This window comes from Actinocorallia aurantiaca (genome assembly GCF_039533685.1).
GTDB classification, from domain to species: Bacteria; Actinomycetota; Actinomycetes; order Streptosporangiales; family Streptosporangiaceae; genus Actinocorallia; species Actinocorallia aurantiaca.
In genome coordinates this window covers 469,975-482,082 of sequence record NZ_BAAATZ010000006.1, presented here as the reverse complement: position 1 = coordinate 482,082, position 12,108 = coordinate 469,975, and the positions used below count along the sequence as shown (strand labels likewise).

Here is a 12,108-nt window from a genome sequence, read left to right as displayed (position 1 = left end):
GGATGTGGCGATCCTGTTTCTGTTTGCTGATGGTCTTCTGGACCTGCGGGAGCTCGACGACATTACCGGCTTGGTCGACGATGAACCTGGGACATTTCGAATTGTGGACCAGCACCGGGATCTCGCCCGCGAGGACATAGTACGTGTGGAGACCGCCCACGGTGAGGTTGTGGACGCGGGTGGTCTCCGTCCGTGCCCGCGTGTCCGTCAGGGTGGTCCGGCCACCGGGGGTGCCGAGCGGGGTGCCGCGGTCGAGCCGCCCTGCGTTCTGCCAGGCGCGGGCACCGGGGTTCCAGAACGGGTGGTTCGCGGTCGCCGTGACGGTGGGGCCGAATCTGCCGAACGGGTCGGCGGAGAGGCTCACCAGGCGTTTGACGCCCTCGTCGGTGATGAGACGGGTGACCGGACGGGGGCTGTGGGCTCCTGACACGGGATCGGTGGACCAGACGAGGTCGCCGACCCGGATCCGTTCGATGGGTTTCGAGGAACCGTCGGCCATGAGGACGCGGGTGCCGGCCAGGAAGCTGTTGGGCGGGTCGACGGGACAGGCGCCCTTGTCCTCGAGCTTCTTCGCGGCGTCGTCGAGGGCGTCGTCGGCCTTCTTCTTGCGCTTGCGGGCGTCGGCGAGCTGGTCCCAGAGGTTCTTGAGTTTTTTGGCGAGTTTGACGGCGCCGGGGATCTTCTTGAGGACTTTGAGGACCTTGCCCCAGGGGACGAGTCCGGCGAGGGCGCTGATGCAGGCGACGATGTCGCCTTTGGTGAGGCAGTCCTCGATGTCGGTGATGCCGACGATGTCTTTGAGGAGGTCGAGGATCTCTTGCTTGGCTTGCTCGGAGAGGCCGTTGAGGTCGTTGAGCGCCTGGTTCGCGGCGTCGGCTTCTTTTTTGGCGTCGTTGTAGGTCTTGACGTCGGGGTCGTCGGGATCGAGTGCGGGGCCGGCCGGGTTCTCCGGGTCGATGACGGGCGGTCGGCCCTGGGGGTCGGGGTCGGGTAGCGCCGGGTCGTCTCCGGCCGGGGCGTCTCCGGCCGGGTCGTCTTCTGTGTTCGGGTCGTCGTCGACGGCGACCGGAGGCTGGTCATCGGGGCAGTCACGCGCGTCGTTGCCGCTGAAGAGCTGGCAGATGGCGGAGGCGGTGTTGGTCTTGACGCGTTCGGGGAGCGCCACGACGGTGAAGACGGCCGCGAGCGCTGCGACGAGGATGAGGATCGCGCCGTATTCGACGGCCGACGCGCCGCCGTCGTGGCGTAGACCTGTACGGCTTTTGCGGCTCACGTACAGCCTCCCCCAGAAGACGGCGAACACCCGGCCCAAGGCAACCGAAGGGAGTAACCGGTGGAAAGGGCCCAGAGGCCTAACCGGGGACCTGTTTCGAGGGCGGGAGGTCCAGGCCGGAACGGATCGGATTCCGTCCGTCGATCATTCGCAGCTGAGCGAAGACGCTCCCACCAGGGGGAGGGAGGAATCCCGGTCGGGGAGTCCGCGCCTGATCGTCTCCTCGTCGTCAGTTCCGTAGTCGGAGATCTGCGGTACGAGTTCGGGGAGGTCGGCGACGTAGAACTCCGCGCTTTTCACGGTGAACCGCAGTCGCGCGTCGGAGAAAAGACGAGTTCCAGGGTGAACAGGCCGTCGGCGGGCAGGGGGGCGATCAGGAAGGCGGCGTCGCCGGCTCCGGGGAATCCCAGGGCGGTTGTTCTCGGCCCCGGCTCCGAGTGACCCGCATCCTGGTCCTCCCTCAGGATGCGTCGGGTCGTGGACGGTGTCCGCGTCCCTCCCGATGCGCGGCGAACTCGTACAGGAGGGCGAACATGGTGCGGGCGACGTCCTCGTCCGCAGGGGACGCCTCGTGTTCTGAGCCGTGGATCCGGCGGACCAGCTCCCACCACACGAGGTTGGCGCCGAGGCCCAGCCGTTCGGCGAGCCATTCCCGGAATCCGTCGAGAGGAGACCGGTCCGCGATCGCGTTGCAGCCGTTGATGAAGGCGACGAATTCCCGGTAGGAGCCGTCCAGGCCGTAGGCCCCGGGCCTGCGCTGCACGTCTCGGAGCAGCGTGGGGAAATCCATGGACCACTCACTTTCACGGTGCGGGGCTGAAGACGAGGTCGTCTCCGTATTCGAAGCGGCTGCGGTAGACGTCCATCGGCTCGCCTTCCGGGCCGGTCCAGGCATCGTAGACACGCCCGTCCTTCACCACCACATCGTGGTGTCCCCAGAACGAGTCCTGCCCGCGGTACTTGCCCAGCGTCGGAGCACCGTAACGGTCGGTGATCCGCATCCGCTCCCCGCCGATGACCCGCTGGATCGTGCGGGCGACATCCTCACAACCGGTGCTTCCGGAGATGTCGCACAGATCTGAAGGCTCGCCCTTCGGCCAGAACTTCTCGGTGCACGGGTCGGAGTTGTGCGCCAGTACCGGGGTGTCGCCTATGAGCACGTAGTAGGTGTGAAGGCCGGCGACGGTGAGGTTGTGGACACGGACGGATCCGGTGTGCCCGTCAGCCTCGGTGAGCGCGACCGTCCGTCCGTCCGGCATGGACAGAGAGGCACCCGAGGCGAGCTGGGAGGCCTTGCGCCAGGCGCGGACGTCGGGAGCCCAGAACGGATGGTCCCCGGTGGCTGTGACGGTGGGACCGAGACGGCCCAGGAAGCCGGTGGACAGGGTGGTGAGGTGTTTGGCGCCGCGGCTGCTGATGAGGTGGGTGACGGGCCGAGGGCCCGAGACCCTCGAAACCGGATCGGTGGCCCAGACGAGGTCACCCACTTCGATCTGATCGATGTGCTTCGAGGAGCCGTCCGCGAGGAGAACGCGAGTACCGGGCAGGAAGCTGCTCGGCTTCTTGACAGGGCAGAGCGCGGGTTTCTCGTCGAGTTTCTTCTTCGCCTCGTCGAGTGCGTCGTCGGCTTTCTTCTTGCGGGCCTTGGCGTCGGCGAGCTGGTCCCAGAGGTTCTTGAGTTTCTTGGCGAGTTTGACGGCGCCGGGGATCTTCTTGAGGACCTTGAGGACCTTGCCCCAGGGGACGAGTCCGGCGAGGGCGCTGATGCAGGCGACGATGTCGCCCTTGGTGAGGCAGTCCTCGATGTCGGTGATGCCGACGATGTCTTTGAGGAGGTCGAGGATCTCTTGTTTGGCCTGTTCGGAGAGGCCGTTGAGGTCATTGAGCGCCTGGTTCGCGGCGTCGGCTTCTTTTTTGGCGTCGTTGTAGGTCTTGACGTCGGGGTCGTCGGGATCGAGTGCGGGGTCGGCCGGGTCGGTGGCAGGCGGCTGGTTCTGTGCGGGAGGGTCGGGGAGCGCCGGATCGTTCCCGTTGGGGTCGTTTCCGGTGTTCGGGTCGTCGCCGACGGGGGCGGGGGGTCGGCCATCGGGGCAGTCGCGGGCGTCGTTGCCGCTGAAGAGCTGGCAGATGGCCGCGGCGGTGTTGGTCTTGACGCGTTCGGGGAGTGCCACGACGGTGAAGACGGCCGCGAGGGCGGCGACGAGGATGAGGATCGCGCCGTACTCGACGGCCGAGGCGCCCCCGTCGTGACGCAGACCGGAGCGTCGCCTGTGGCTCACGGACAGCCTCCCCCGAAAGACGGTGAACACCCGGCCTAAGGCAACCGAAGGGAGCAACTGGTGGAAAGGGCCCAGAGGCCTAAGCGGGGACCCGTTTCAGGGGCAGGAGCTCCGGATGACGACTCCGCTCAGCCGGAGACCGTGCGCCATCGGGCGTCGAGGTCGGCGCAGGAGACGACAAGGGATCCGCAGGTGAACCGGATCTCGTGAGTGCAGCCCGCAGAGGCGGGGAGTAGTTCGTCGAGGAGGACGCGGTCCAGGCCCAGGGGGTACTCCTCCTCCGACTGGTCCTCTACCTGCACGGACAGCGCGGAGACGCCGGAGTATTCCAGGACCAGGGACTCGGTGTGCATCCATTCGTTGGGAGAGAAGACGGCGACCAGCCCGGGGCTGGGACCGTCGCTGAAAGTGAGGTTCTCGAGCTTGAGGTTCTTCACGCAGCGGGGGTCGCCGAACGCATAGTGCGCGGGATCCAGGACGAAGGCGCGGGCACCGGGCGGGAGATCGGCGGAAAGGGCTGGGAGCACGTCCAGATAGGGCTGGGGGTCGAGCCAAAAGGACGCGACGTACTCATCTTCCCGCCACTCGACGATCACATGCCTCATCGAGACTCCCTCTAGAGGACGTACTGGTCGATGTCGATGGACGCGCCGGCCTGGGCTAGCCACTCTATTGATTCTCGGCACAGGGATATCCCCTTGGACATGTAGTCGTCCTCGCCTTCGATTCTCTGGACTATGACCAGCTGGGCCGTCCATCCGTGTCGCCGGAGCCCGTTCAGTCCCGCCGCGACGGCGGGTCCCCAGGATTTGTGAATCTCGCAGATCGCGTCCTCGACACGGGCGACCGCGTCTTTCGGACCGACATGTCTCACCCATGCGCTGCTTCGGCTGGGGGCGCCGGTCGGACCGTACGGCCGGCCGGCGGTTCTGCTCTCATCGGGGACCAAGCCGATCGCCTCGGTCACGACGGCCGGTTCCGAGGAGCTGTGCCTGACCGAGAGATAGACGGAGAACATCACGGTGTCCTGTAGGAGGGCCCGGCGACGAGCGCCGTTCAGGGAGTGGAGGGGCCGCGGGTGAGGGAGGAGGCGCCTCTCAGGGAGACCCTGGAGGACCAGGAGGGGAGGTTGTCGCGGATGGCGGTGGCGTCGGTCTCGTAGTCGGGGACGCGGGGGCCGAGGCGGGGGATGTCGGCGACGTAGAACTCGGCGGTCTCGGCGGTGAGGCGGAGCCGGGCCTCGGGGGAGAAGGCGAGTTCCAGGGTGAACAGGCCGTCGTCGGCGAAGGGGGTGGAGCCGACCACGCTCCAGGCGGTCCTGAGGGTGGGGCGGGGGTCGGCGGTCCAGGTGAAGTCGCGGACGCCTCCGACGACGAGGACGGCGGCGTCGCCCTTGCTGAACTCCATGGTGGTGCGCAGTTCGAAGAGGAGCCCGGCGCGGGAGGAGAGCGTCTCGACCCGGGTGTCGAGCAACTGGGCCTCCAGGAGGCCGTCGGCCTCGCGGAGCGGGTCGCGCTCGGGGAGAGGGACGCCGTCGGGGGACGGGCCTCCGTGGAAGAGGTCTTCGGCTCGCAACATGGATGGGCCTCCGGGGAGAGGTCTGCGCCAGGTCACCGAATCATAGACGCAGACGTCTCGCTGACGGCGAAGGCTCCACATGTGTCGCATGCCGGACACCAGGGGAGTGGGGAATTCGTCCGAGCGTCATGGTTCGGCGACCATGTGCCGGGAGTACTCCTCCAATTTGTTCAGGAGGGCGGCCTCGCGTTCCGTCGCCGGGGCCGGTTCGATGCCGCCGCGTTCGAGCATGACGAGCGATATCAGCAGGGGCGCTTCGATCAGCGCGTGGACGAGCGGGTTCTGCGTGCGGAAGAAGGATCTGCGGAGCTTCTCCGTGAACACCTGGAGAGCGGTCAAGTCCACGGTGTAGGTGTCGTCGTCGTTCGCGGTCAGGCCCGTCGGCGCCTGGACGACTTCCGCAGCCGCGTCGGCCAGGGCGGCATACCATCGCCCAAGCCCGGTCGAGGGATTCCACAGGGTCTTGCCCTGGTGTTCGAAATATACGCTGATCCAGCGAATTCTATCCGCAGGCCATGTCACGCGGAATGGCGCTGTGATCCCTGGTCGTATTCGCCACTCGCTTCGGATTCAGGGGGTCCCCAGCCGGAGAGCCGCCATTGGGACGCTGCCGCGATCAGCTGGACGCGCCACTCCGCACCGCCGTCGAGGGCGAAGGAGAGCTGGAGCCCGTCGGTGTGGCCCTGTTGGTTCTCCAGGATCCAGGCCCAGAGCACCGGGCGGCCGAGCGCCGGCGCCCAGAGACCGGTCGAGGACGCGTCGGAGAAAACGAGTTCGGGATCGGCGGAGGCGGGTTCGGAGACCTGGACGGTGTCGTCGTCCAGGTCGACGTCCAGCAGCCAGGAAGCGGACCGGAAGCGAAGGAGCACCGCCGAGACGGAGTCCGGTAGATCCGGGTGGACGCCGTGGGCCACCGATTCCAGCTCTCCCGCCTCCTGGCAGACCTGCCGGTGGAATCCCAGGTGACGGGGATCGAAGGTTTCAGGCATCACGACATCCGAATACTCATCTGAGTTGCCCAGATAGACCACTTCCATGGGAGTTGTGGCGTAGCCGGCGGTGGACTTCTGCCAGGCGGGGGCCGAGGTGCCGGGAAAGGTCTTCGCCGGGCTGCCCCGAGTAGGGAAGGTTGTCGATGAAGGACGTCACGATGACTTCACGGGCGAGTGCGTCGTTCTTGCCGTACTCCTCTTCGAGGAAGTCCAGGACGGGGCGCCAGTCCTGGAGTTCGCCCGGTCCGCCGAGGTAGCACTGAAGGATCTCTTGGGTGACGTCCCAGAAGAAGACATGTGCGAGAAGGCCGCCGTTGTTCTCCACGTGGATCTCGTAGATCTCGCGCAGTTCGGGGAAGTGCTCGACCAGCTTCTCCACCAAGGTCCTGTCGCCGTCCATCAGCATCCTCCCAACCCCGGGTAACCCTTGTATCTTCCGGCGTGCGCTATGTGTTCGCGGATCGCTCGCCGGTGTCCGCGGTCTCTACCTCCTGAAGCATTCCCCAGGCGAATCTGAGGAAGTACTCGTTCGGGTCTTCGGGGCGGCGAGTCAGATAGGTCCGGTAATGGCCCCAGGTGTCGACCATCCGGGCTTCGCAGAAGGGGCCGAGGAGATCCGCCTCGAGGAACTCCCAGACGGCGGGCTCCGGGGGCTCTTCCGCGGTCCCGGGTTCCCTGACGAATTCCGCGCTCTCGATGAGACGGCCCGCACCCGCGAAGGAGACTCCGAACACGAAGCCCTCCCAGAGCGGCAGCCTGTAGAACCGGCGGTCGTCGATGTCGTCGAGGCGGGGTACGAGGGCCTTGCCCAGGATCGCCTGGAGGTCTGCTGCCATGTTCGTTCCAGCCCCGGCGGGTCCCAGCCGCGGCCGGAGCACCGGGGAGATCCGCTCCGCCGCGTTCCGCATGTCCGCGTCGGTCAGCCCCAGGCGGTCGAGGGCCTCGGTCAGGAGCCGTGCCGGAGGGTCCATCGTGTGCAGGAGGTACAGCTGGAACTCGACGACTCCGAGTCCGTGGGCCGACATGGTGGATCCTCCGATAGACGCGTTCGGTCTGCTCGTCAGGGGGACGGTGCCAGGTCCATGAGGTTGAGGTCCGCGTTGCCGTCGAGTCCGATCTTTCCCTTCCTGCCGATCACCTTGCCCGCCGGGGTCACCTCGAACCAGGCGCCCACCTGGAGCTGCGAAGGAAGCACCACGAGGTTTCCGTTGGGGGCCAGCATGACGCCTCCCGTCTCCCCGAAGGCCCTTCTCGCCGCGGCCTCGGTCGCGGTCGCCGCCCCCTTCTGGTCCAGGCCGAGTTCGCTGACGCGGTCCGAGATGTGCGTCAGCTGGCCGCTTCCGCGGGGAACGGACTTGGTCTCCTCCCCGATCTCCTCCCCGAGGGTGGAAGGGCAGGGTTCCTCGTTGTGGACGAGAACGGCCGTGCCGCCGACGACCACGTGGTAGGTGTGCGGACCGGCGACGGTGAGGTTGTGGACCCGCGTGACCTCGGTGCGGCGGGACGTCGCGGCCACGGTGACGGACCGGCCGTCGGCCGCCCGGAGCAGGGCTCCGGGAACAAGACCTGCCGCGTGGCTCCAGGCCTTCGTGCCGGCCTCCCAGAAGAGATGGTCCGCGGTCGCGGTGACGGTGGGTCCGAACCGGCCGAGGAACCCGGTGGAGAGGGCGACCAGACGTCTGGTCCCCTGGCTGTCGATCAGATGGGTGACGGCGCGGGGTCCTGAGCTTCCGCTGATCGGATCGGCGGCCCAGACGAGGTCGCCGATCCGGATGCGTTCGACGGGTTTCGAGGTGCCGTCGGCGAGGAGGACACGGGTGCCGGGCAGGAAGCTGCTGGGGCGTTTGCAGACGCCCTTGTTCTTCAGCTTGTTCTCGGCGTCGTCGAGCGCGTCGTCGGCCTTCTTCTTGCGGGCCTTGGCGTCGGAGACCTTGTCCCAGAGCTCTTTGAGCCTCTTGGCGAGCTTGACCGCTCCGGGGATCTTCTTGAGGACCTTGAGGACCTTGCCCCAGGGCACGAGCCCGGCCAGGGCGCTGATGCAGGCGACGATGTCGCCCTTGGACAGGCAGTCCTCGATGTCGGTGATACCGACGACGTCTTTGAGGAGGTCGAGGATCTCCTGTTTGACCTTGTCGGATTCGTCACCGAGGTCATTGAGCGCCTGGTTCGCGGCGTCGGCTTCCTTCTTGGCGTCGTTGTAGGTCTTGACGTCCGGATCGTTGGGATCGAGCGCCGGATCGACGGGCGCAGCGGCGGGCGGCTGGCCCTGGGGGTCGGGATCGGGCAGCGCGGGGTCGTCCCCAGCGGGGTCGCCCCCGGTCGGGTCGTTGTCGCCTGGTGCGTCGTTGACGGCGACCGGGGGCTGTTCGTCGGGGCAGTCGCGGGCGTCGGTGCCGCTGAAGAGCTGGCAGATGGCTGCGGCGGTGTTGGTCTTGACGCGGTCGGGGAGCGCCACGACCGCGAAGACCGCTGCGAGTGCCGCGACGAGGATGAGGATCGCGCCGTATTCGACGGCTGAGGCGCCGCCGTCACGGCGTAGACCCGTACGTCGCTTGCGGCTCACCGGAACCCCCCGAAGGCATGCGAATGCAGCTTTCAAGGGAATCGAACGGCGAACCGGGCGGACAGGGCCTGCGGGCCCAAAAGGGGGCCCGGTCAGGCGGCCTTGTGGACGCGGACCCAGTCGACGACGAGGCGGGCGGGGAAGCGGGTGGTGCGGTCGGGCGGGCCCACCCAGCTGCCGCCCACCTGGAGGCTGAAGACGAGGAAGAACGGCTTGGTGAACGGCCAGTTCTTGTAGCGGGGGAGTTGGGCGTAGGGCTTGCCGTCGACCCACCAGGTGATGGACTCGGGGGTCCAGTCGACGCCGTAGACGTGGTAGCCGGCTTCGAGGGGTTCGGGGAGGAGGAGGACGCCGCCGCCCTTGAGGTTCTTGGCGTGGGCGTAGCCGCGGGCCAGGTGGGGTTCCTGGCCTCGGGTCTCGATGATGTCGATCTCGCCGTAGGTGGGGTCGCCGACGAGGCCGCCGTTCTTGCGCTGCATCCAGAAGGCGGGCCAGATTCCGGCGCCGGTGGGGATGCGGATGCGGGCGGAGAAGCGCCCGTAGGCCTGGGAGAAGGTGTCCTCGGTCTGGATGCGGGCCGATTCGTAGGCGCAGCGGCCGTACCAGCATTGCGGGGCGCCGCCGCGGGACGTTCTGGTGGCGGTGATGACGAGGTTGCCGTGCCCGTCGAGGCGGGCGTTGCCGGGGGAGTAGTACTGGCGGGCCTCGTGGCCCCAGCCGGTGCCGCCGGTCACGGCCCGCCACTTGCCGGAGGGTCTGCCCTTGCCGTTGAACTCGTCGGACCAGGTCCGCTTCCAGCGGGTGTCGGGGAGCGTGAACAGGGGCGCCTGGGTGGCGCGGGCGACGGGTGTGGAGCGGACGGGCGCGGAGGCCTCGTCGTCGAGCCGCCAGACGGACAGGGCCGTTACCAGGGAAACCGCGCAGATGACGGCGGACGTGGTGCGGCGCATGTCACCCCCGTAACGGTATGGCGCGTGCCGGTTGCTATTTCCCGTGGCATTAGATCATCATTTTGCGAGATTTCAGGGGCTTTGGTGAGAGGCGGGGCGTTGTGAGCGGCTGGGCACCGTGGAATCGGAAGCGAGAAGGCCGTGGCGCTTACGACCCGTATTTGACCGTTCCAGATTATGGCGGCGGATTCAATCCGAAACCGGCGAAGCCGCCGCGCAGAATCGCCTGGCCATGGGTGATGCTGGGCGCGTCCACGCTGGCGCTTCTGCTGGTCGTCACCCTCGTCGTGGTGAAGGCGACCCAGCGGGACACGGGGTCCTGGCAGCTGGCCGGCGAGGAGTTCGCCGCCGATCCCGTCGCCCGCTCCGACGGGCGCGACCAGGAGCTGCGCTCCGTCGCCTCGGTCGGGAGGCTGACCGTCGCGGTCGGCGGCGAGCGGAGCGTCCTCGGTTACCGGGCCGTCTTCCTCGTCTCGCCGGACGGGGGCCGGACGTTCGCCTCCGCGCGGGTCCGCACCCCCTCCGGAGAACCCGCCCCGCTGGACGACGTGCCGTCCTTCGTCGCCGGTTCCCCCGCGGGCTGGACGGCCCTCGGCCGCAGCGTCGCGGGCGGCACCGTGGTGTGGACGAGCCCCGACGGCCGGATCTGGACACGCCAGCCCGACCAGGCCGGACAGCCGTTCGCCGCCCAGGACAGGGTCCGCGCCCTGACCCGCTACGCGCAGGGCTTCATCGCCACCGGAGGCACCACCGCCAAGGGCGACCACAGCGACACCGCCCCCGTCGTCTGGTTGTCGCAGGACGGCCGGAGCTGGCGCCGCGTCACCGGCTGGCAGCTGCACCCGCCCGCCAAGGGCACCCTGGAGTTCACCGAGGTCGCCGCCGTTTCCGGCGCCATCGTGCTGAGGGGGGTGGCCGAGAAGGGCGCCGAGGTCACGTGGCGCTCCGTGGACGCGGCGGCGACCTGGCAGGAGTTCGTGCCGCCCAAGCCGAAGGACTCCAAGGGCCTGCGCCTCGCCGCGACGGCCGGCGCCCTCCACGTGATTCGCCAGGTCAAGGACGGCGCGAAGCTCTACTCGTCCGCCGACGGTCAGGAATGGACGGAAGGTCCCGCCCTGGAGGCGCCGGGCCTGGAGAGCGTGCAGGGCCTCGCCGGAGAGGGCGGGGCGTTGACCGCCTCCGTCGTCACCGACCGGCGGCTCGACCTGCTGGCCTCCAAGGACGGCGCGGCCTGGGCGCCGGCCGGCTCCCTCGCCCTGCTGGAAGGCCGGGAGGTGACGGGCCTCTCGAGCGTGGAGGGCGGCGCCGTCATCACCGGCCGGGACACCGGCGGCGACGACGTCAACGCGCTGCTGGCGGTCCGTGACACGGCGGGCGGGGAGATCCCGGCCAAGATCTCCGGGCTCGTCGTTCCCGACAAGTCCGTCACCGCGCTGGCGCAGCGCGGCGGCACCGTCATGGCGGTCGGCAGCACCAACGGGGACGCCTCCGTCTGGCTCTCCTCCGACGGGCGCTCCTGGCGCAGGGCCAAGGGCGGCACCCTCGCACGGCCCGGGACTCAGCGCCTGCACGGGGTGACGGCCGGGGACGCGGGGTGGCTCGCGGTCGGCGCGGACACCACGGGCCGTCCGATGGTCGTGACGTCCCAGGACGGCACCGACTGGATCCAGGCGGACCGGGAAGAGATCTTCGCCGCCGACGAGGACACCCCCGTGACGGCGCACGCGACGGTCAGCGGACCGGGCGGTTACGTCGTCGTCGGGGACTCCGGGGACAGCGCCATCACCTGGCACTCCACCGATCTGAAGACGTGGGAGCGGGGGGCGGGGGCCAGCGGGGACAACCTGGAGGGCGCGCCGACCACCCGCAGGTGGATGCGTTCGGTGGCCGCCGGGCAGTTCGGCTTCGTCGCCGCGGGCGGTGTGACGGACCCCGAGGCCTACGGCGGGGTGTTCGTGCGGAGGCCCACCGTCTGGGCGTCGCCGGACGGGCGCAAGTGGATCCTCACCCGCCTGCCGCTGCCGACCGGCGTCAACGAGGGCTGGCTGACGCACATCGTGGCCAAGGACGACCTTCTGGTCGCGTCGGGGACCGCGGTGGTCGCGGACGGCGCGCGCACGTGGTCGCTCACCTACCTGTCCTCGGACGGCGGACGGACGTGGCAGGCGGTGGAGCTTCCGGCCGAAACCGGCCAGAACGTCACCGTCACGGCGATGACGGTGACGTCCAAGGGGGTCCTGGTCGCTGGAACGGTGGGGCGCCCCCGGGACGTGATGCTGTGGTCGACCCGGGACGGGAGGTCCTGGAGCAGGTCCCGCCCGTCGGGGCTCGGCGCGAACGGGCCGGGGGACCAGCTGCTCACCGCGGTGACGGCGGCCGGAGGGTCGCTGATCGGGGTGGGCGCGAACGCCGCGGGCGGGGAGGACCAGCCGACCCTGCTGGTCAGACCGGATGAGTAAGCGGAGTCACATAG

Annotated in this window: 14 protein-coding genes; 1 reads left to right on the top strand and 13 read right to left on the bottom strand. The window is 68.7% G+C overall.

All coding sequences use genetic code 11. The features are described 5' to 3' along the window. The 13 genes from ABD327_RS09270 to ABD327_RS09210 form a co-directional block, all read right to left on the bottom strand. On the bottom strand, positions 1–1,273 hold a 1,273-nt coding region (locus ABD327_RS09270), incomplete at its 3' end, for a polymorphic toxin-type HINT domain-containing protein (protein WP_344449830.1). 144 nt (positions 1,274–1,417) lie between these two features. Further along, on the bottom strand, positions 1,418–1,573 hold the full coding sequence (locus tag ABD327_RS09265) for a hypothetical protein (RefSeq protein WP_344449829.1): 156 nt from the start codon (positions 1,571–1,573) through the stop codon (positions 1,418–1,420). A gap of 160 nt (positions 1,574–1,733) precedes the next feature. After that, positions 1,734–2,063, bottom strand: a complete 330-nt coding sequence (locus ABD327_RS09260) for a hypothetical protein (protein ID WP_344449828.1) — start codon at positions 2,061–2,063, stop codon at positions 1,734–1,736. 13 nt (positions 2,064–2,076) lie between these two features. Further along, positions 2,077–3,552 carry a Hint domain-containing protein gene (locus tag ABD327_RS09255; RefSeq protein ID WP_344449826.1) on the bottom strand — a complete coding sequence of 492 codons (1,476 nt, stop codon included), beginning with the start codon at positions 3,550–3,552 and terminating at the stop codon, positions 2,077–2,079. A gap of 128 nt (positions 3,553–3,680) precedes the next feature. Then, complete coding sequence (locus ABD327_RS09250; protein WP_344449825.1) at positions 3,681–4,157, bottom strand: hypothetical protein; 477 nt, start codon at positions 4,155–4,157, stop codon at positions 3,681–3,683. 11 nt (positions 4,158–4,168) lie between these two features. Continuing rightward, a complete protein-coding gene (locus ABD327_RS09245) occupies positions 4,169–4,570 on the bottom strand; it encodes a DUF4279 domain-containing protein (RefSeq protein WP_344449824.1) in 402 nt (133 codons plus the stop codon). Positions 4,571–4,608: 38 nt separating this feature from the next. Beyond that, positions 4,609–5,130 carry a hypothetical protein gene (locus ABD327_RS09240; protein ID WP_344449823.1) on the bottom strand — a complete coding sequence of 174 codons (522 nt, stop codon included), beginning with the start codon at positions 5,128–5,130 and terminating at the stop codon, positions 4,609–4,611. Positions 5,131–5,256: 126 nt separating this feature from the next. After that, positions 5,257–5,652: a DUF6086 family protein gene (locus tag ABD327_RS09235; RefSeq protein WP_344449822.1), complete on the bottom strand. Its 396-nt coding sequence runs from the start codon at positions 5,650–5,652 to the stop codon at positions 5,257–5,259. Beyond that, complete coding sequence (locus tag ABD327_RS09230) at positions 5,649–6,119, bottom strand: DUF6334 family protein (protein ID WP_344449821.1); 471 nt, start codon at positions 6,117–6,119, stop codon at positions 5,649–5,651. The genes ABD327_RS09235 and ABD327_RS09230 overlap by 4 nt, the downstream gene beginning before the upstream one ends. A 16-nt stretch (positions 6,120–6,135) precedes the next feature. Next, positions 6,136–6,522: a DUF7674 family protein gene (locus ABD327_RS09225; protein WP_344449820.1), complete on the bottom strand. Its 387-nt coding sequence runs from the start codon at positions 6,520–6,522 to the stop codon at positions 6,136–6,138. A 46-nt stretch (positions 6,523–6,568) separates the two neighbouring features. After that, positions 6,569–7,147 carry a hypothetical protein gene (locus ABD327_RS09220; RefSeq protein WP_344449819.1) on the bottom strand — a complete coding sequence of 193 codons (579 nt, stop codon included), beginning with the start codon at positions 7,145–7,147 and terminating at the stop codon, positions 6,569–6,571. Positions 7,148–7,182: 35 nt separating this feature from the next. After that, a complete protein-coding gene (locus ABD327_RS09215; protein WP_344449818.1) occupies positions 7,183–8,685 on the bottom strand; it encodes a Hint domain-containing protein in 1,503 nt (500 codons plus the stop codon). Between the two features lie 92 nt (positions 8,686–8,777). Next, positions 8,778–9,635 (bottom strand): glycoside hydrolase family 16 protein, encoded by an 858-nt coding sequence (locus tag ABD327_RS09210; protein ID WP_344449817.1) that lies wholly within the window; start codon positions 9,633–9,635, stop codon positions 8,778–8,780. A gap of 239 nt (positions 9,636–9,874) precedes the next feature. Here ABD327_RS09210 and ABD327_RS09205 point away from each other — a divergent pair, with 239 nt between their 5' ends. Then, on the top strand, positions 9,875–12,094 hold the full coding sequence (locus ABD327_RS09205) for a DUF6242 domain-containing protein (protein WP_486303496.1): 2,220 nt from the start codon (positions 9,875–9,877) through the stop codon (positions 12,092–12,094). Positions 12,095–12,108: the final 14 nt, after the last annotated feature.

Excerpts from the sequence above, each read along its gene's own strand:
- ABD327_RS09260 (WP_344449828.1), bottom strand. The coding sequence starts at position 2,063 with ATGGATTTCCCCACGCTGCTCCGAGACGTGCAGCGCAGGCCCGGGGCC.
- ABD327_RS09250 (WP_344449825.1), bottom strand. The coding sequence starts at position 4,157 with ATGAGGCATGTGATCGTCGAGTGGCGGGAAGATGAGTACGTCGCGTCC.
- ABD327_RS09245 (WP_344449824.1), bottom strand. The coding sequence starts at position 4,570 with ATGTTCTCCGTCTATCTCTCGGTCAGGCACAGCTCCTCGGAACCGGCC.
- ABD327_RS09240 (WP_344449823.1), bottom strand. The coding sequence starts at position 5,130 with ATGTTGCGAGCCGAAGACCTCTTCCACGGAGGCCCGTCCCCCGACGGC.
- ABD327_RS09230 (WP_344449821.1), bottom strand. The coding sequence starts at position 6,119 with ATGCCTGAAACCTTCGATCCCCGTCACCTGGGATTCCACCGGCAGGTC.
- ABD327_RS09225 (WP_344449820.1), bottom strand. The coding sequence starts at position 6,522 with ATGGACGGCGACAGGACCTTGGTGGAGAAGCTGGTCGAGCACTTCCCC.
- ABD327_RS09220 (WP_344449819.1), bottom strand. The coding sequence starts at position 7,147 with ATGTCGGCCCACGGACTCGGAGTCGTCGAGTTCCAGCTGTACCTCCTG.
- ABD327_RS09210 (WP_344449817.1), bottom strand. The coding sequence starts at position 9,635 with ATGCGCCGCACCACGTCCGCCGTCATCTGCGCGGTTTCCCTGGTAACG.
- ABD327_RS09205 (WP_486303496.1), top strand. The coding sequence starts at position 9,875 with ATGCTGGGCGCGTCCACGCTGGCGCTTCTGCTGGTCGTCACCCTCGTC.